This window comes from Bacteroidia bacterium (assembly GCA_033391075.1).
GTDB lineage: Bacteria > Bacteroidota > Bacteroidia > J057 > J057 > JAWPMV01.
Map to the genome: position 1 here is coordinate 60,223 of JAWPMV010000005.1, position 18,122 is coordinate 78,344.

Below are 18,122 nucleotides of genomic sequence, written 5' to 3' on the forward strand. Positions count from 1 at the left end.
ATGCCCTATCCAATTATCAATAATCGCTATAGCCATTATTGCGTCTACGCCTTTCTATTTTGGCAATTTCTAGTATGCCCAACTGCTTATTCTCAAACAGAAGCCGCCGAAAATAATCGTGCAGCAGATCCTTTAAAAATTACTGTCCTGCCATTTTGCGAAGAATTATCTTCACAGGATACAGGGACTGATCTCAATTCATTTGAAATGTATGATGCCATCATGGCATCCATCAAGGTTTTCTATGATTGTGCGGATCCCCTAGAGTGGGTGAGCAAAAACGGGATGGGTAACTCTGTTAGCACTTCTCTGCTCAAAAGCAGGGATAATGAAAGAGGCAATACTTCCTGTGAGCAGGATGCTTCGATCAATATTTGTGAGAGTGTAAATACAGACCTGATGGTCAGAGGTGAATACCTGATCAGTGATGATAAATCCGTTGAGGTCTATTATTCTTATGAAAATTGCAAAGGAATCTATTCTTCCCAAATAGAATACCTCAGCAGTCAGCCTATCGTTGGCTCCCTTGATGATCTACCCAGTCTGTACAATACAGTTGGCCAGGCTATTCAAAAAGATTTGCAAAAATTTCTGGATTGCAAGTCCGGAATGACGACCATTGAGCTCAGCAATAATATGCGTGAGGCCAAGGAATTTTTTCACCAGGGAGATGAGAGTGTCCTCAATTATTTAAAATCAATCGAGCTATTTGAGAAGGTTGAAGCTTCCCAACATGATCTCCCGGATGCAAAGTATCATTTGGGTCTGGCTTATTTTTCTTTAGGAGAATATGAGAAGGCCAAAAACTATTTTGTGCAACTGGAGGCATATAAGGATGCGGAGGAGTACACACTCTACTGTGATCTTGAAGCAAAGCCTGCGATTTGGTATAACAATCCTCAGAGGAGAAGAATGTGGTGGGACAATATTAATAGTGACTGGAAAAAAGCTATTTGTTCTCAGGTATTCCATTTGCCTGTCACTGAAGTTCCACCGGATCAGAAACTGGATTCCTTGTTCAACATAAGTTCCTTGCAACTAGAGCGAGTACCTTTAGCTGATATAAAAGGGATACAGGCTCTGACCAAACTTACGCAACTGAGTTTTTTCAAAACAGAGCTTAGAACATTGGATGGCATAGAGAGTCTTGTAAATCTGGGGCAAATTTCTCTGAATAATAACAAAATCGAATCCCTCAAAGAGTTAAAAGAATTGCCGCTGCTTACCCGAATTTATTGTAGGAATAATCCCCTGGAGAGCCTGGAAGGGGTGGAAAACATGGCTCCCAATCGATCCGTAATTTTTTGCGGAGGGAGTGTCTCAAATAAAGAGATGAAAAGAATCAGATCCTTAGGAATAAAAGTTCAGCCCTAATTATACATTACTATTTTGAAACTATTTTTGATAAGATTAATTACTACTGCTGTAGTAGGAATCCTTATTGGCTTTCCCATCAGCACCCTTGCTCAAAATCATAAGCTAGAAGGCTTTATTTTCGATGAATTTGGTCCCTTATCGGGTGCAAATGTTGAACTTGAAGAGTTAAAAGTATTTACTACTACAGACATAAATGGATTGTTTTCATTTAACCTTTCTGAAGGAGTTTATACCCTCAAAATAAGCTCTATTGGCTTCGAGGAATTCAAACGACAAATAACATTAAGAAAGGATACGACCATTTCGATCACCCTGCGCGCGCCCATTATTGAGATTGGAGGTGAGGGCGAACCTGTTGAAGTCGTTTCAAGAGAAGATATTGCTAACTCTTCTCGTCAAAATCTTGGCGAATTGCTTCAATACCTGATTCCCACTTTTCACTCTACCCATCAGACTATTTCAGATGGAACCGACCACATTGATCCTATTTCTTTAAGAGGCTTAGGTCCGGATCAGGTGTTAATTCTGATAAATGGGAAGCGCTTTCATACGAGTTCTTTGGTGAATGTGAATGGAACCATTGCGAGGGGGGCTGTAAGTACCGACATCAATGTAATTCCTTTGGCAATGGTAGAGCGAGTAGAGATCCTGAAGAATGGAGCTTCTACTCTTTACGGATCTGATGCTGTAGCAGGGGTAATCAATATTGTATTGAAAAAAGATGTGAAACTCACAGAAGCCGGTATCCAGACAGGAGTTACCGGTCAGGGAGATGGCGTTTATAGTCGTATTTATGGAAGTTCTGGTTTTGCTGTAGGCGAAAAGGGCTATGTACATGTAGGGGGCGAATATATTAACAGAGATCCCGTAAATCGATCAGGAGCTTATACAGGTTCTGTTTATGGAGATGAACGAGACAATAACCTGGGTGATTTCTTTGCGAATACGGGATACACAGATCAGAGAGTAATGTCTATTGGAAGTGCGGGAACCAGAGATGCACGGATTGTAGCTAATGTGAGCTTTCCCCTCAATGATTTTGCAGAAGTATATGGATATGCTGGTCGTAATTATCGCATTGGCAGAGCCAATGGCTTCTACCGTTTTCCTCAAAATGAAGCAAGGGTTATTTCACAAATCTATCCCTACGGATTTTCTCCCAGCATACGCACAGACATCGTAGACAACTACATCACGGTAGGTGTTAGGGGTAAGATTGATGCCTGGACCCTCGACTTTAGCAATACCATAGGAGCCAACTCCCTGGATTTTACCATTCAAAACTCAAACAATGCCTCTTTGGGACTAGCCTCCCCTACCCAGGCCTATGCGGGGGGATTCCGTTCCAGACAGAATAATACCAACTTCAATGCATATCGGGGATTTCGTCCGGTTTCAGGAGTAGATACCCTGACCCTGAAATTTGGAGGAGTGTTCCGGGATGAGGGCTACGAAATTGTACATGGAGAAGATGCCTCCTGGGTTCAAGGGACTGATACTACCAGTACAGGTTCATTACGGGCGGCTGGCATTCAGGTCTTTCCCGGCTTTCAACCCATCAATGCCATCAAAGGAGACAGAGCAAATGTTTCTACCTATGCTGGAGTGGATATTGATATCTCCAAGAATCTATTCCTGGCGGGAACTATGAGATATGAAGCTTTTAGTGAATTCGGAGATAATTTTAGTTGGAAAATTTCAGCTCGCTATAAGTATCGCTGGCTAAGTCTGCGATCTACCTTTAGTACAGGCTTTCGTGCTCCCTCTCTCCACCAGGTGTACTTCAATAATGTGAGTTTGCAGTTTATTGGAGAAACCCCTTTGAGAGTAGGAACCTTTGGCAACAATAGCGCAGTTTCCAGAGCATTTGGGATTCCTAGTTTGAAGCCGGAAATTTCTGAAAACCTCACCTTTGGGTTCGTTATCAAGCCTTCCGTAGATCAAAACCTTTCTATCACCGGAGACTTCTACCAAATTGACATCAGAGATCGTATTGTTTTGTCCGGTAGACTAAATGCACTTGATGGAAGTGGGGGCCCAAGTTCTTTCTTCACGATTCTGGATCCATTGGGAGTTGGGGCTGCCCAGTTTTTTTCAAATGCGATTGACACACGTACACGAGGATTTGATTTGGCCATTACTTACAAAGGAATAAAACTCAATAGAGGGGAATTGGATTTATCCCTGAATTCAAACTTTACTGAAACTCAAGTCGCTTCTGAAATCACTACTCCTGATCTTCTTATCGGAAAAGAAGAACTCTTTTTCAATAGAGAAGAAAGATCTCGCCTTGAGGTAGCATCTCCTGCCAATAAGATCATTTTCATTGCCAATTATCAGATAGGCAGACTTCAAATCCGTGGACAACTCACTAGCTTTGGAAGCGTGCAGTATATCCATCCATCAGATGGCAGTCAAGGTTCCTGGGTGCTCAATGAACTCAGCGGCCAGATTGAATCCAGAGATCAGGTCTTTAGCCCAAAGGCCATCGGAGATTTGGAATTTTCTTATAGCTTCCCCAGTGGTAAAAGCGGTGAAATCCGGCTGGCTCTGGGAGCTCATAATATACTGAATACGTATCCGGACCAACATACTCACTCAGCGAACATTAGCTCGGGAAGATTCCCATATAGCAGACGTGTTCAGCAGTTTGGCGTAAACGGCTTTTCAGGATATCTGAAGTGTTCAGCAACCCTATAAAACCTGGCCTACACCCGGTTTACCCCTATGTGTCTCTTTTGAGATACGTAGGGGAATTTTTTTTTATTAATTGGCTAACAGAAATGCTGTCACAGTGAGCGAAGTCGAAAGTCTCTCTCTTTTTCTTTGTGACAGGCTTTTAATTTAGGAGGGTAATTAGGAGATCTCTTTCCCCTTTTTTAGAAAAAGGGGCAAAAATCGCATCGCCCAAAGCCAGCCCTGCATGCCGCCCCAGTTCCCGATGGGCGCTGCCGGGCCATCGCGCATGTGCAGACTTCGATTTCTTTAGAATGGTTTTTTTTGAGGCTAATATAAATGCTGTCACAGTGAGCGAAGTCGAAAGTCTCATTCTTTATTCAAATGTAAAGGAAGCAACAGGTGTATATCTTTATCCATATTCCTCAATCAGACCAAATTGCCAAAGGTGGTATCGGCAGTGCTGATAGTGAAAGAGTTCCAACTCCGCAAAGCTCAGACTTCCCATTATGGGGTTGAAGGGGATATGGTCAGGATTGGCTTCAAAGAAATCGTAAAATCGTTGTATAGCGAAGGGGATTTGTTCCAAGGCTTCTTCCAAAGAAGCATATTTCAGCTTTCCGACTTCTGCATCATCTTTTGGGAAATGTTTAAAAACGGCACCATTAGCGATGAATTGCTTAAACTTCAATTGACCTTTGCTGGGTTCTTCCGGTGCTTCTCCATAATTTTTAACACTGGATTTGATGATCCAGGTAAGATGCTCAACCATATGTTGGGCAGTCATGATCCCAAATGAGGGCTTGCTGTCTTTGCTTAACTTTTGTAAAAGGCTAGATAGCTCTGTGGATAGGAAATCTTTGTGAGTAATAGTTGACATCTCGATCTTTATTTCAAGATAATCCTATAAACTCTGCAACAGATTAAACCAGGATAAAAACGTCTTTTATTTACTTTTCTGTAAATCGTATTCCTCTTTGTAATATTGAATGATGGGAGGAAATGGTCCAAATTTATGTTGTTCGGGAGAAAAATTATCTGTCCAGGGACCATAAGGAGTAGATACCGGTTTTAAGGTTTTGTCAGGGAAATCGGCCTGAAGATTAGCTTTGGCAGGCCGCTCAAAGGTATTGATATAAGAAGCGACATGGTAGGCTTCCTCATCCGTCAATACGGGATTATCCCAGCTTGCACCGAAAGGCATATTCGCTTTGATAAACTGTGCGGCAGTAAGGACGCGATTCATCCCTGCACCATTATTATATGAATCCTTCCCTCCTATGGGAGGATAAAGATAGCCGCTAAATTCTGCACCTGGAATGGGAATTCCTTCTCCCTTTTCCTGATGACAAACCAAACAATGGAGTTGATACAAATTCTTTCCCTTCAGGGTATCTGCCTTGAATTCAGGAATCTCAATCTTTACATAGCCTTTGTACCTCTTTTCCTCCTCCGCCGGCACATCCTCACTCAGCCATTTCATATAGGCGATAATGGCTTGCATTTCCCGACTGTCTTCCTCCATGATGCGGCCATTCATACTCCTTTCCATACATCCATTGATTCTTTCTTCCAGACTTCCTATTTTATTTTCTCTTCCCCGAAATTGAGGAAAGCGATTATAAACCCCCACAAATGATCCTGCGCCTATTTTCCTTCCACCGCCTAAATGACAGTTATTGCAACTTAGGTTATTGCCTGCAAAGCGCATTTTTTTTTCTTTTGCCAGGGGACCTATCTTTTCGGAGGTTTCTGTAATCAGGATATACCCATACTTAATTTTGGCTCCTTCTTCACCGGGAGGGAGATCTGACTCAATACTCTTTAACTTCCACTGTTTTTCCCTGGGAAAATTTTCGTGAAGAATACTTGGATAAGCTGCGTGAAGCATCCAAAAACTAAAAAGACCCAGAGATAGTCCTACAAAAAAGTAGAGAAATTTTAAATACTTACTATTCATAGCCAGAAAATCCTGCTCGTTTTGTACAAGAAATATGAGCCATCTCCTTTCCAGGTAGATGGCTCAGGAAATATATAGATAGCTTACCCTCCTGCATAAATATATCCGCATCCCATCTCCTGGGCTCTACCAAGGGCCCATACACCGGAAGGAACCGCCTGAACTCCGGGAAGAATTCCTGCATCCCATTCTGCCTTTACGTCCTCTGGCTTCATATTCATTGATTGAGCCATTACTCCACTGTAAAAAGTCAGTGCAAGATCGCATACACAAAACATAGCTCCTCTATCCTGCATTTTTTTGATTCCATCTATGACTGGAATTGGAAAATCTCCTTCCTTTGGGGTGTAGTAAGGATTGCGAATTGCTGGTTTTTGAGTAGTGTTGTCATTGATCCCAAAAATTTCTCCAAATTTATACTTGGCCCAAAGCTCATCTTTCATAGCGAAAGGAATGGCATTGTGCCTCAATACACATAATCCCGTCATATTGGAATCATCTACTCCTGTTTGATTGTTTGTCATATAAAAGGCCCAGGTCCAAATAATAGGAAATGCATCATGTGGTTCAGGTCCATCATAGGCAATACGATGCTCTCCTTTAAGCCCCTTTTTTAACCAGTCTTCTGCATCTCCAACAAGGGCTGGGTTGATGGGACTTGCTGCTTGCATGATAGCAGGTAGAGTTCCCAGGCTTGCCATAGTGGTCCCTGCTACAAATTTGCCTAGAAATTGTCTTCTGTTCGTGTGTACTTTGTTCATGTTTAAGTGAAGTTTTTGATTAAAAAATAGGGTGAACGATTCCAGGAGAATTTCAAGAAATGAAATCCAGTATGGGTTTCGCAGACTACCTGCCTGCTTAAGCAGGTATCACGGAAATTGATTACTAGCGTATTATATGTTTAGTATTGATTCACATAATTTTTGGCATTAAAGTATTCTGTGCAATAGCCAGAAAGTTCTGACGTAGCACGTCTTTAATTATTTAATGTGTACGGGAAAAGCGGGGGAATTTGGAGATTCTTAGGTGTGGCTCAGGGTTATGATAAGAGACTGACTTTTGTGCCAAATTCCCATAAAGACTTTTGCAATAAGTCTTATTTGAACAATCGTATCTTCCGATAATATAGATAAATTAATAAGCATTGGCAAGCACTATTACTGCTTATTGATAATTTATTCAGCTAAAACAGAAAATTATTATTGTTTTTTTTCAGTATTTACAGGAAAGGATTATTTTATTTTGGATGGATCAGTTTGGAAAGCACATATTCTTTTTTGCTATTCTTTCGATCTAAATAATCCTTTATAGTCTGCTGCACTTCGTAATCTGGCATCACTCCCCTACTCTTTTCTTCAGGCTCAACATTTAGCCTGAAATGAACGGCTGGAATGGAAATTTTTATCCGGGAATGAGGCAGTTTAATTTCTGTCGAATAGCCACTGACATTTCCTTCATAAGCTCCGCCAGTCTCCTCTCCTATAAATATAGCCCTCTCAGTCATTTTGAGCATGCTCGCAAATTCTGCTCCCCCACTAAAGGTCACTCCTCCAATCAATGCATATACTTTTCCTTCATAGATCAAATCTTTCTCAGGTTTGGTGAATCCCTGATCCGAGTAATAGTCACTTTGCAGGCTAAAATCTCCTCTTAATGCTCTATTTTTTTCCATTTTCCATTGATCAAAGGCTCGTACTTTTTTGCCGATGTGTTTTTCAAAAAACTCTGGATATGTTGAGACAAAGGCATATTTCTGGAAAGCTTGAGGACTTAAATAACTCATAAGAAGATTCTCATGCCCTTCTGTGCCTCCTCCATTGTATTGAATATCTATGATCAAATGTTTGATTTTCTGCTCCTTAATGGTCTGAAAGTGAGCCTTTAATCTCTTTGCATAGGCTTCTGCTTCCCGGGAAAAGCCATTTACTGCCAAATAAGCAATGCTGTCCTCTATGATTTCAAAATCAAAGGCCTTATGTCTGAGCACGGGAATATCCCAATAAGCATTTTTACTTTTGAGCTGAGTAGCTTTTATGGGAGCTAAGTTGATCGACTGAATTTTCTCCGACTTTCTTGCTTTAAAGCGGATTTCAAATTCTTCTTCTGGACCAAAAACGAGTCGATAATAGAGAGGGAATTGCCAACTCAGCCATTCATAAGCAGAAGTCCAATTAAATCCATCTGTAGGTATATAGGGAAGGACTTCCTCCATGATCTCTTCTATCTTGCGACCGTTTATGGATAGCAATTCTGCGCCTTTTATAGGGGCTATTTGCTCCTTGTCATAATACTGACTGAGGTAGGCTTTTTTGTTAAAAATTCGGATGCTCAATGGAAAAAAAACCGGCTTTGTACCCATTTGTAGAAGTGTCTTCCCAGGTAAACGGGCTTCTGTATGACCTTCATGCGTGAGGTACAAGAGAGCATTGATATGCTTGAAAAAATCAGGACGAGACATAGGGCTAAGTTCGGCTCTCAAACTGTCAACCTTTCGAGAAAAGTCCTTTGGAGAGAGGTGTAGCTTTATACCCTGATGTTTTTCTTCGAGATTTGCTACCAAATAGTCAAAGTCCTCCTGAATTTTCTCCAGGGAAAGGATTTTTTGAGAAAAAACAGGAAGCATATAAAACGCCATTAAACTGAAGCAGAAAATTCTTCTCATTATTTTAAATCAGGTTTACTTAACAATGATAAGAATTAAGACTTTGTTAGACTTGTATGATCTTGACTTTAGTTTTTATAGAGACTTTTTTTATAGCTATTGGGAGAAAGGCCGATAAATTTCTTGAAGGTTTTGGAGAAATGTGCCTGGTCTGCAAAAGCAAAGTCATAGGCTATTCCGACAAGTTCACTCTCTTTTCGAATCTGCTTTTTTGCTGCAAACACCTTTTTCATCAATACATAATTGATAGGAGACATCCCAAATTTGCGCCTGAAACTGCGAGAGAAATGGTATTTGTCCATGTGAACAAAATCCGCAAGGATCTCAAGGCTGAGTTTGTGTTTTAAATGCTGGTCGATATAAAGAATTAATTCAGACCATTTGGCATCTTTCTGGACAATATCTTTTCCAGGGTGCAGCTTATCTGATTGAAGTAAGAGTTGGAGGAAATAGGGGAGAGAGTTTCTCAATGTTTGCCTACTATCAGCTTCTTTCATCCCTCTCTTAATGTCCTCAAAAGCTGCTAATACCTGAGCATTTGTATAGACACGCTGATGAAAGCTACTTTTCTTTCTCCCTAAATAGTGATCAACGATGTCCTGAGATAAATAGAGCGTATCAAATGAAAGATGCTGTTTGCCGGACTCAATAGGATTTGCGTGGATTTCGAAAGGATTGGTGAGAGAGATAGCATTCGCAGGGCAAAAAATGGATTCATTCGCCATCTTGATTGTTTCCAGCCCGCAACGGATAAAAGAAATGCAAAAACTCTCGTGATAATGCTCCGGGAATGCCTGAGATTGATTGTGAATACTCAATAATTCCAAATTATCCATAGAGTGTAAACGCGTCCATTGTTCTTGCATAATCATTCTGCTTCTTTAGCATTTAACGGCAAAATACGGATCCCAGTTTTTAGAGGCTTGTACAATCTTGGCGAAATAAAATGGCAAGATGCTGTCCTATTTCTTTCTGCTTGATTGATATAAGCTAAAAATTATGAAAGAAAACAGTCCTCAGAGAGGTACAATATTATCAGCATCGACTTTCATACAGGCTCCTCAGGAAAAAGTTTGGCAAGTGGTCCAGGAAATTGGAGATATTCAATCCTTTCATCCCCTGATCAAAAAATCCTATCGGCTAAATGAGAAACATGGCCTGGGCGCGGAGCGGCATTGTGAATTGAAGCCGATGGGAGTTATGGATGAACAGATTATTTCCTGGAAGGAAGGAGAAGGATTCACCGCCAAAGTCATTGGAGGGAAAATGTTGCCACCTTGTGAATATATGTTGGGAGATCTGTCCTTGAAAGCAGAGGGAAGAGGCACGCGGGTGAGCTTCACTTTTAGGTATGCAATGAAGTTTGGCTTGCTGGGTAAAATCATGAATCACTTGCTTATCAAGCCTCAATTCAAAGCAGCACCCCTAAAGTATGTAGAAGGATTGAAAGTTTATGTAGAAAAGAATTGATTTCTGCGAGCAAGAATCAACTTCCTCTCAGCCTCGGAAGTAGCGAATTTAGTGGCCTTTTCGAATGCTAAATCTGCCGCTTCCAGCTGAAGGTTTTTTGCCAGTAAAATCGCTTTGCTTAGCATAAAGGGAGCATGCGAATGAAAATGGGCATCTTGTTCGAGTTCTTCCAAAGCCTTTAAGGCATTTATGCGATCTCCGCTAAAAAAACGGGCGATTTCTCTATTCAGGGCAATGAGGGCCTGTGGATTTAGATGAAATAGTAACTCATACTGTTTAAGAATACTCTCCCAATTGGTGGAATCAAAATCCGGCGCCAGGCAATGTTCCGCCATAATACCAGCCTGCAACTGGTAAATATTGGGGGAAATAGCTTTCATAGACTGGCTCAAATGTTTCATCCCTACTGCAATCATCTCTTGATCCCACTGTGACCTATCCTGTTTTTCAAAGGCAATGAGCCCTCCGAAAGGATCTATTCGACTTTGAAAACGCGCAATAGAAAAATACATAAGTGCCAATAAGCCTTGCAGTTTGGGAGAGCGCGTATATGCGGTTTCTTCGAGCCTGTTTAGTAATCGAATCCCTTCATAGCAGAGGTCGATTCTAATCTTTTCTTCATGGTGGAGAGAGAAATATCCTTCATTGAAGAGTAAATAGAGAACTTGTAAGACACTGTCCAGCCTTTCTGGCTCATCTGCAGCTGGATTTTCCAGTTTGATTTCTCCAGATCGGAATTTCTCTTTTGCTCTGTATAGACGCTTATTTATGTTGGCTTTGGTTGTCAACAGACTATCGGCAATTTCCTGAACGCTGAGGCCGCATAAGGTCTTTAATGCAAGGGCTATTTGTGATTCGACAGCCAAAGCCGGATGACAGCATGCAAATATCATTTTCAAATCACTGTCTTGCTGCTCAACTTCCTTAAAGCTAGCGGCCTGGATTTGGAGACTTAATTCTTGGGCAATTTTCTGATCGAAAAGGCTTTTACGCTTAAGAAAATTGATGGTCTTCTTCTTTGCGACATCCATCAGCCAGGCTTCCGGATTGTCAGGGATCTTAGTTATACTCCATTTCTGCAAAGCTTCAACTAAACAATCCTGCACAATATCCTCAGCAATTTCTAGCTGTTCTAAGCCAAAATAAGAGCTCAGTATAGCGAGCATTTTAGCATACGTATGTCGGAAAAAATGCTCGCTGAGTTCTTCTGGAGAAAGCTTCTTATTCATAAGGCAAAACCATCGGCCTGAGCAGAAGGTGAAAATAGTTTATCAAAGGAGAATCCTCAAAGATTTGAGTTGCATGATCCAGACTATCTGCCTGAATAATGATAAAGCCAGCAATGATCTCTTTCGCCTCTAAAAAAGGACCATCTGATTTTACCACACCCCGGCTTTCAATCATATGCCCTCTTTGTTCCAGGCGATTGTCTTGCAGGATTGTATCTCCCAATTTATTTGCCCAGGCTCGGTATTCTTCCAGACGTTTTTGAAGTTCTTCTGGAGAATAATCCAACTCTTGTTTCCCTTTGAGCAAGATGAGGAACTGCTTCATGAAAAAGAATAATATAGGTGCTTTATACTATGTCAATCCTGATTTCCAAAATAGGACAAATCGAAGGAGCTTTTCCGTCAATTTCTTCCGCTCTTTAATTGCTTAAGTTGTTTTTTGGAAATTTTGTACCGAACATAAAACTTATCCTTGTAGCGCTTGAAAAATAAAAAGCCAGTCTTACTTTTATTCCGTTTACATACCTTCCTAACAGAATGCTTAAACTCGCTTAGCGGGATCTTTTCTCCTTTAATGATTGAACCATATCGATCCTTCATCTGGAAATATACAAATCCTTCTTCTGCTACTAAATCACAAGGAATACCTCCTCTGGCCTTGTTTTTTTTCCAGCGCTCGAATCGATAATTCCCTGTGGGATTATCATAGATAACATTGATTCTCCCCAGCCTGTATTTTCGCGGCCATTTAAATACGATATTGTTGTTGCCACCTATTCCTGTTTTATCTTCGCAATCACAATTGACTTTCATTGGACAGTCAACGATGAGTTCATAGAATTTTTTCCCCTCTATTTCTACTATTGTTACCTCCTTTTGGGGATCGAGCCTCCAGCTGCCATTGGATATGAAATTGTAAAAACCTGCTGATTCACAACGGGGACAGTCCTCTTCCGGAAATGGGAAACGAAGCTTGACACCTCCATCGAAACAGCCATCTTCACAGCCTTCTTTAAGCTTTATCTCAATCATGCCGCAGCTAATCAGAGGAGTTCCATTGGGAGTCATGGTCGAAAGTCCTTGTTCCAAAGCCTCCCTTCCATCCTCTATAAAATTGATCTCCAGACAATCTTTATACTTTTTGTACTCCTTTTTTGAAATAAGAAGCTGAGCTTCATCTACCAAAAGCAAGGTATCTCCTATTAGCGCAGTTTCCTCTTCCGTTTTTGTAATGAGGATGGGATTCGGAGGAATAATTTCTTCTGCTTCTGTAACTTCTTCTTCTATTTTGAATTTGAGTAAAAGCTCTACCCTACGATTCTTTTGTCTCCCGGCTTCATCTTCATTTGTTGCCTTTGGTAAACTTTCTCCAAAATATGCTGCATCTATTAGCCTGTCATTAATTCCCTTATTCAAGAGGTAGGCCCTGACGCTTTCTATACGTTTGCGGGATAGCTCGATGTTATAGTCAACACCTCCCCTTTCATCTGTATGCCCACTCAATTCGATCCTCTCTATAGGTGTATGAGTTTGAACAAAGGAGTCGAGTCGGCTTTTTTCCAGCTCAGACAATGTGAATTGATCGAAAGCAAAATTTACCTCCAATCGGACCTGAGCTGGTAGTAGTTGACTTAAGTAGAAAAAGAGTAGGAATAAAAGCAGTTGTTTCATCTTGTGCGAATAGTTCTCAGGCATCTCAACATTGATCAAGTATCAATCTATGAGAAAAAGTTGGGTTTTGGAATCCCTTTTGAAATCCCTCCCTGGCAGGAAAACCTATAAGTCGGCTCGCTATTTATTAAGGTAAGCGTAAATCAGGAGAAAGCTCATGTCTTGCATTGCGAGAGATATGTTTGATTGAGGGCTTACCCTACAATTCATCTTCTAGCTTATTATCCATATAACCTCTTCGCTACCGGATAAGCTTGCCTAGCTCTCGGATTGTTTCTTCCTGTATCTGGAATGGAAAACATCCAATAGATATTCCAGGCGGCTTCGACTTGCATTCGCCCGAGCTATATCTATTTCTTGGTGTCCAAAACTATCCGGGGAGGTCTGGAGTATTAAATATGTTTTTTGTTCATTTCCATAGCCTTGATGGATAACTTCAAATTCCCTGATTTCTGTCCAGGGAATTTGTATTCTATTTACTTCAATAGATTCTGAATTGAGGGTCATGAAGATTGCCCCTTTCTTTCTATGATTGATAAAGGTCCAGAATCCGAAAAGAGCAAATACCATAAAACAAATAGCAGCAATTGTATTTTTTATGATAAAGAAAAAAACGACTGCTACAAGAAGCAGGATTATACCTATATAAAGGCCCGTTTTGCTAGCAGGAATTTGATATTCTTCAGGAATACTTTCATCTACAATCCACTCTTCAACTCTGGGCAAGTCCAGCTTTTCTTCCAGAATGTCTAATCTCTTTCTCCTTTCCCCAAATCTCAATTCCGTTTTCTCGTACTTATGATCCTGAGGCCAAATCAACCTGGACGAAACAGCCCTTCGATATAACAGATGAACATCTTTTACTTTTTCCAGACCTTCAATTTTCCACAATACGACCCAATAACTCCACCACAGCCATCCAATTGATATGCTGAGAACAATTCCGAGGCCGAGCACGATCGCGAATGATATCCCCTCCAATTCTCCAATAAAATTGGTATATAGAATTGTCAGGGCTATTCCAGCCCCCATGATGAAGAGTGGAATGATAAGGAGTAAGGTTCTTCCTTTGTTAAGGTGCTGATAAAGTGGAATCATGGGTTTTCAATTGAATTTACAGCATCTCCACCAACTGAATTTTATTCCCGCAAGTATCATCGAAGACAATAATTTTCACAGTTCCCATTTCTGTGGGTTTTATTTGGAACTGAACGCCTTTTTCTGCCAATCTATCATATTCCGCTTGCACATCATCTACATCAAATTGCGTCCAGGGGATTCCAGCATCATACAGGGCTTTCTGAAAAACTTTGGCAGGTTCAAAATGGAGAGGAGCAGGTTCCAGCAATATTTGCGGACCATCAGGCAGCTCTTTTGAAACAAGGGTAAGCCATCGATTTCCCTCTCCAAGCGGGATGTCCAGTTTTTTCTCAAATCCCAGGACTCCTTCGTAAAATTCAAGTGCTTTCGCCTGATCCATAACAGGGATGCTGATTACACTGATTCTCATTTTGTGATGTTTTTAAGGTAAAAACCGAAGATCAGGATTTATCGCCATAAAATCTTGTCGAAAATTGCGCTTTTCGGAAGCTGGAGGGACTACAGCCAATTCTGTCTTTAAATAAGCGAGAGAATGAGGCAGGACTTTCGAAACCAATAGCATAGCAGGTCTCTCCAATTTTGTGGCCCTGGCGAATGAGATCTTTAGCTTTTTCTATGCGAAGGGAAATTTGATATTGGTGGATGCTTTGCCCGTAGTAATGTTTAAAAATACGGAGAAGGTGGTATTTTGACATGCAGGCAATTTGAGAAAGATGATCGAGATCAAGCTTCTGGTCAAAATGCTGCCTGATATATTTTCTAAGCAGAATGAGTCGATCGATTTGACCCTGATTGGAATAACAGAGTGCTTTTATACGTATTAATTTTTGCTCGTAAAAAGTCATAGATCAGGATGAAACCCACATGATCATCCCAATCTACGATCTTTTTATATTCTTTTAAGGAATAGAATCTCCCTATTGGTCAAATTCATAGCTAACTCGCATCCCCATTTCTATGCCTCCGCTTTCGATAGAGATGTTTCTGGGGAAAGCTTTTCCTTCTTCATAAGGAATGAACTCTACTTCTCCAATCAATTCGTCTTCATCCGGCGCATCCGAATCATACCAGCGAATCAGGTAGCGAGATTCAGGGAAATCCATATCAGCATTGATGGATTCGAAAGGATAAAGGGTTCCGGTTTCGGCATCCTCAAATATCGTATTGGCTGTATAGATAACTTCATCTCCTTTTAATAAAACAAAATAAAGGTCTGCACTGCTATTGCTGTCCCAGTCATCATTGCGGGATCTGCTGGTTGGAAACTTACTGATGCTTACTTCTTTGAGCAACATCTTTGTAGGAACATCTTCCGTCCCACAATCAGCTCCCAGGAATCCTGTTGCACAATTACAATCACCATTGATGCAAATGCCATCATTACGACAAACGGTATTTGCACAGGGATTTTGGCAAGAGATTAGGGTGAAAAGGCTTAATACTGCGATGATTGTTGCGGATCTCATGAGTAAATGTATTTGTGTTATATGTTTGATTTTGTGGTTTCACACTAGCCTAGTGACATCCGCCTTCATCAAGGGCTGCATCTATTCGGAGAATTTCGTGGAAGGATAAGGACCAAATTCTATTTTATTAAGTAGTTTTAGCTTAGATATACAAAGATGAAAAAACTAGCTACTGCCCTACTCTTCTCTCTCTTATGGGGAATCATTCCTTTTGCTTTTTCCCAAACGGATTTTGAAAAACTGGAGGGTCATGAAGATCTTTTCGTTAAAAAAAATGTCATGATCCCCGCTCCCGATGGAATAAAACTAGCGACTGATATTTATAGAAAAACTAAGGGAGATAAGCCTGATGAAAAACCTATGCCGGTTTTGCTTCAGCGTACTCCTTATGGAAAAATGAGTGAACGTTTTGTAAAGGTGATCACACATTTGGCTTCTAAGGGCTATATCGTAGCCATTCAAGACTTAAGAGGGCGCTATGATTCAGAGGGAGAGTTTCAAAAATATAATCCTTTGGAGGGTTCTGATGGAGCAGCAACGGTTGAATATCTGGCCCAACTGCCCTACTCCGATGGCAGGGTCGGCATGTGGGGAACTTCCTATGGAGCACATACCCAGGCCGATGCGTCCAAACTCAATCCCAAAGGCCTGAGTGCGATGATCCTGAACATGGGCGGAATGACCAATGCCTGGGATCATGCAGTACGACAAGGCGGAGCTTTTGAATTGGGGAGAGAATTGACCTGGGCTTTCAAGCAGATTCCGGCTGAAATCAAAGATCCAGTGGTTCAAAAACACTTTGAAAAAGAACAGATTAATGACTGGTACATGGCCTGGCCTTTCCGCAAAGGATTAAATCCACTGTCTATTGCTCCCAATTTTGAGGACTATATCCTGGAAGAATTGACTCATTCGGATTATGATGAATTTTGGAAAGCGATGGGTATCAATTGGGAAGAGTATTATGCACAGACTGCAGATGTGCCGATGGTACATGTAGGCGGATGGTATGACATATTCCTGCGAGGGACAATTAGAAATTTCCTGGTGCTGGACAGCTTGCAGGAGAGTCCCAAATGGTTGATCCTCGGTCCCTGGACACATAGTGGAAATGGACGAACCTATTCAGGGGATGTAGATTTTGGGGAAAGTGCGGCTATTCCGGATTTTCGCGTGGAATATCAGGGCCGCTGGTTTGATCATTTACTGCTGGGGAAAGATCAATCAGATTTGAATACCGATCCAATACAACTCTTTATCATGGGAACAGGAGATGGGAGTAAAAATGAAGCAGGCCGGTTAAGACACGGAGGATACTGGCAAAGCTTTGAGCACTGGCCTCCCCTGAAAATTGAGAAGCAGACTTACTATCTAGGAGAGGAAGGAACTCTTGGTAAGGAGAGATCCTCAAAGTCCATGTCTTCCACTACTTATACCTTTGATCCCTCTCATCCGGTTCCTACTCTTGGAGGCAATGTATCTGCTCGCGTAAAAGATGGGGCCTTCAATCAAAGAGAACGAGCGGATTTTGCAGGAAGCAAGCCACCATACTTACCGTTAAAAGCCCGGCCAGATGTAGTGGTATTTCAAACAGAACCTTTGGAGGAAGACCGGAAAATTGTAGGGCCCATTGAATTGGAACTCTATGTTTCCTCTTCTGCTGTAGATACAGACTTTACGATAAAATTGCTAGACATATACCCTCCCTCTGAGGATTTTCCAGAAGGCTTTGACCTAAACCTCACGGATGGGATCGTTCGTATGAGCTATCGAAATGGGAGAATCAGTCGGGAACTCATCGAGGCGGGCAAAGTGTATAAATTGAAGGTTGATCTTTTCCCTACCGCCAATGTTTTTAAGAAAGGACATCGAATACGTGTGGACATTTCGAGCAGCAATTTTCCTCGATGGGATGTAAATCCGAATACAGGAGAAGCTTTGGGAAAAAATCGGAGGATGATCAAAGCCGACAATACAATTTTTCATTCAGCCACATACCCTTCCCTAATTATCCTGCCGATCTTAGAGGATTGATTAGGATATTGGCTGAATTTCTGTTTCATGATTGCCTGGCCGAAGAAGATCTGCCTCAGGATGCTATACCTTTCGCTCGAAGGATTAGAACTAATTGTATTAACCCTCTATTCCCCCCTCTTTCAATGTCCCCAAAAGATGTCTCCATCTGCATACTAAAACTGAAATTCCCCTCCTCGAAATACAACAATACTTTCCAACTTGATCTTATGGAGGAATTCTTTTTTGCTTAAAGGCTTTTCTCCTTCTTCCAACCAAGTCTCATTTTTCAAAGAAAGCAATCCCTCAAGTATTTGCTGCTTTCCTTTCAGGTCCCACTCTTCTTCTTTGGCAAATAGTTCGAGGGCTATTTTGTCCACCAATTCCATTTCTCTTAGTTCAGGAGTACTAAAAAGAGCTGGAAATTTGCAGGATGCCCGGATATCAATTTTCATTCTTGATCAAAGTCAATGAAACTGATTTCGATAAGTGCCTAT

17 protein-coding genes are annotated in these 18,122 nt (G+C 41.2%); 4 read left to right on the plus strand and 13 right to left on the minus strand.

Translation table 11 applies throughout. The features are described from left to right. Complete coding sequence (locus R8P61_35860) at positions 1-1,374, plus strand: tetratricopeptide repeat protein (protein MDW3652509.1); 1,374 nt, start codon at positions 1-3, stop codon at positions 1,372-1,374. A 27-nt stretch (positions 1,375-1,401) separates the two neighbouring features. Further along, a complete protein-coding gene (locus R8P61_35865; GenBank protein ID MDW3652510.1) occupies positions 1,402-4,077 on the plus strand; it encodes a TonB-dependent receptor in 2,676 nt (891 codons plus the stop codon). A gap of 388 nt (positions 4,078-4,465) precedes the next feature. Here the strand turns inward: R8P61_35865 and R8P61_35870 are convergent, their stop codons facing one another. The 5 genes from R8P61_35870 to R8P61_35890 form a co-directional block, all read right to left on the minus strand. After that, positions 4,466-4,933 carry a hypothetical protein gene (locus R8P61_35870; GenBank protein ID MDW3652511.1) on the minus strand — a complete coding sequence of 156 codons (468 nt, stop codon included), beginning with the start codon at positions 4,931-4,933 and terminating at the stop codon, positions 4,466-4,468. A gap of 66 nt (positions 4,934-4,999) precedes the next feature. Then, positions 5,000-6,013, minus strand: a complete 1,014-nt coding sequence (locus R8P61_35875) for a c-type cytochrome (GenBank protein ID MDW3652512.1) — start codon at positions 6,011-6,013, stop codon at positions 5,000-5,002. Positions 6,014-6,096: 83 nt separating this feature from the next. Beyond that, positions 6,097-6,774: a Tat (twin-arginine translocation) pathway signal sequence containing protein gene (locus R8P61_35880; protein MDW3652513.1), complete on the minus strand. Its 678-nt coding sequence runs from the start codon at positions 6,772-6,774 to the stop codon at positions 6,097-6,099. Positions 6,775-7,250: 476 nt separating this feature from the next. Further along, positions 7,251-8,636, minus strand: a complete 1,386-nt coding sequence (locus R8P61_35885) for a S41 family peptidase (protein MDW3652514.1) — start codon at positions 8,634-8,636, stop codon at positions 7,251-7,253. A 107-nt stretch (positions 8,637-8,743) separates the two neighbouring features. Then, a complete protein-coding gene (locus tag R8P61_35890; protein ID MDW3652515.1) occupies positions 8,744-9,541 on the minus strand; it encodes an AraC family transcriptional regulator in 798 nt (265 codons plus the stop codon). Between the two features lie 133 nt (positions 9,542-9,674). Here R8P61_35890 and R8P61_35895 point away from each other — a divergent pair, with 133 nt between their 5' ends. Continuing rightward, positions 9,675-10,145, plus strand: coding sequence for an SRPBCC family protein (locus R8P61_35895; GenBank protein MDW3652516.1), 471 nt, complete (start codon positions 9,675-9,677; stop codon positions 10,143-10,145). On the opposite strand, the gene R8P61_35900 is transcribed toward R8P61_35895, so the two are convergent. The 7 genes from R8P61_35900 to R8P61_35930 all read right to left on the minus strand — a co-directional run bounded on the left by R8P61_35900 (position 10,127) and on the right by R8P61_35930 (position 15,612). Continuing rightward, positions 10,127-11,374 (minus strand): sigma-70 family RNA polymerase sigma factor, encoded by a 1,248-nt coding sequence (locus R8P61_35900; GenBank protein ID MDW3652517.1) that lies wholly within the window; start codon positions 11,372-11,374, stop codon positions 10,127-10,129. The genes R8P61_35895 and R8P61_35900 overlap by 19 nt on opposite strands. Continuing rightward, a complete protein-coding gene (locus R8P61_35905; GenBank protein MDW3652518.1) occupies positions 11,367-11,699 on the minus strand; it encodes a YciI family protein in 333 nt (110 codons plus the stop codon). The genes R8P61_35900 and R8P61_35905 overlap by 8 nt, the downstream gene beginning before the upstream one ends. Positions 11,700-11,776: 77 nt before the next feature. Continuing rightward, a complete protein-coding gene (locus R8P61_35910; protein MDW3652519.1) occupies positions 11,777-13,045 on the minus strand; it encodes an OmpA family protein in 1,269 nt (422 codons plus the stop codon). 258 nt (positions 13,046-13,303) lie between these two features. Next, complete coding sequence (locus tag R8P61_35915) at positions 13,304-14,143, minus strand: hypothetical protein (protein ID MDW3652520.1); 840 nt, start codon at positions 14,141-14,143, stop codon at positions 13,304-13,306. A 16-nt stretch (positions 14,144-14,159) separates the two neighbouring features. Further along, positions 14,160-14,555 (minus strand): VOC family protein, encoded by a 396-nt coding sequence (locus R8P61_35920; GenBank protein ID MDW3652521.1) that lies wholly within the window; start codon positions 14,553-14,555, stop codon positions 14,160-14,162. 31 nt (positions 14,556-14,586) lie between these two features. Next, on the minus strand, positions 14,587-14,991 hold the full coding sequence (locus tag R8P61_35925) for an AraC family transcriptional regulator (protein MDW3652522.1): 405 nt from the start codon (positions 14,989-14,991) through the stop codon (positions 14,587-14,589). Between the two features lie 72 nt (positions 14,992-15,063). Next, positions 15,064-15,612: a calcium-binding EGF-like domain-containing protein gene (locus tag R8P61_35930; protein MDW3652523.1), complete on the minus strand. Its 549-nt coding sequence runs from the start codon at positions 15,610-15,612 to the stop codon at positions 15,064-15,066. A gap of 156 nt (positions 15,613-15,768) precedes the next feature. Between R8P61_35930 and R8P61_35935 the strand changes: the two genes are divergently transcribed. Continuing rightward, positions 15,769-17,646 (plus strand): CocE/NonD family hydrolase, encoded by a 1,878-nt coding sequence (locus R8P61_35935; protein ID MDW3652524.1) that lies wholly within the window; start codon positions 15,769-15,771, stop codon positions 17,644-17,646. A gap of 155 nt (positions 17,647-17,801) precedes the next feature. On the opposite strand, the gene R8P61_35940 is transcribed toward R8P61_35935, so the two are convergent. After that, the gene (locus R8P61_35940; GenBank protein ID MDW3652525.1) at positions 17,802-18,080 is read right to left on the minus strand and encodes a DUF2262 domain-containing protein; all 279 of its coding nucleotides are present in this window, start codon (positions 18,078-18,080) and stop codon (positions 17,802-17,804) included. Positions 18,081-18,122 lie beyond the last annotated feature (42 nt).

What these genes read in the sequence shown, in the direction of transcription:
- R8P61_35935 (MDW3652524.1), top strand. Translation starts at nt 15,769, where the DNA reads ATGAAAAAACTAGCTACTGCCCTACTCTTCTCTCTCTTATGGGGAATC.
- R8P61_35875 (MDW3652512.1), bottom strand. Translation starts at nt 6,013, where the DNA reads ATGAATAGTAAGTATTTAAAATTTCTCTACTTTTTTGTAGGACTATCT.
- R8P61_35890 (MDW3652515.1), bottom strand. Translation starts at nt 9,541, where the DNA reads ATGCAAGAACAATGGACGCGTTTACACTCTATGGATAATTTGGAATTA.
- R8P61_35860 (MDW3652509.1), top strand. Translation starts at nt 1, where the DNA reads ATGCCCTATCCAATTATCAATAATCGCTATAGCCATTATTGCGTCTAC.
- R8P61_35940 (MDW3652525.1), bottom strand. Translation starts at nt 18,080, where the DNA reads ATGAAAATTGATATCCGGGCATCCTGCAAATTTCCAGCTCTTTTTAGT.
- R8P61_35925 (MDW3652522.1), bottom strand. Translation starts at nt 14,991, where the DNA reads ATGACTTTTTACGAGCAAAAATTAATACGTATAAAAGCACTCTGTTAT.
- R8P61_35920 (MDW3652521.1), bottom strand. Translation starts at nt 14,555, where the DNA reads ATGAGAATCAGTGTAATCAGCATCCCTGTTATGGATCAGGCGAAAGCA.
- R8P61_35880 (MDW3652513.1), bottom strand. Translation starts at nt 6,774, where the DNA reads ATGAACAAAGTACACACGAACAGAAGACAATTTCTAGGCAAATTTGTA.
- R8P61_35895 (MDW3652516.1), top strand. Translation starts at nt 9,675, where the DNA reads ATGAAAGAAAACAGTCCTCAGAGAGGTACAATATTATCAGCATCGACT.
- R8P61_35915 (MDW3652520.1), bottom strand. Translation starts at nt 14,143, where the DNA reads ATGATTCCACTTTATCAGCACCTTAACAAAGGAAGAACCTTACTCCTT.
- R8P61_35905 (MDW3652518.1), bottom strand. Translation starts at nt 11,699, where the DNA reads ATGAAGCAGTTCCTCATCTTGCTCAAAGGGAAACAAGAGTTGGATTAT.
- R8P61_35900 (MDW3652517.1), bottom strand. Translation starts at nt 11,374, where the DNA reads ATGAATAAGAAGCTTTCTCCAGAAGAACTCAGCGAGCATTTTTTCCGA.
- R8P61_35870 (MDW3652511.1), bottom strand. Translation starts at nt 4,933, where the DNA reads ATGTCAACTATTACTCACAAAGATTTCCTATCCACAGAGCTATCTAGC.
- R8P61_35885 (MDW3652514.1), bottom strand. Translation starts at nt 8,636, where the DNA reads ATGCTTCCTGTTTTTTCTCAAAAAATCCTTTCCCTGGAGAAAATTCAG.
- R8P61_35910 (MDW3652519.1), bottom strand. Translation starts at nt 13,045, where the DNA reads ATGAAACAACTGCTTTTATTCCTACTCTTTTTCTACTTAAGTCAACTA.
- R8P61_35930 (MDW3652523.1), bottom strand. Translation starts at nt 15,612, where the DNA reads ATGAGATCCGCAACAATCATCGCAGTATTAAGCCTTTTCACCCTAATC.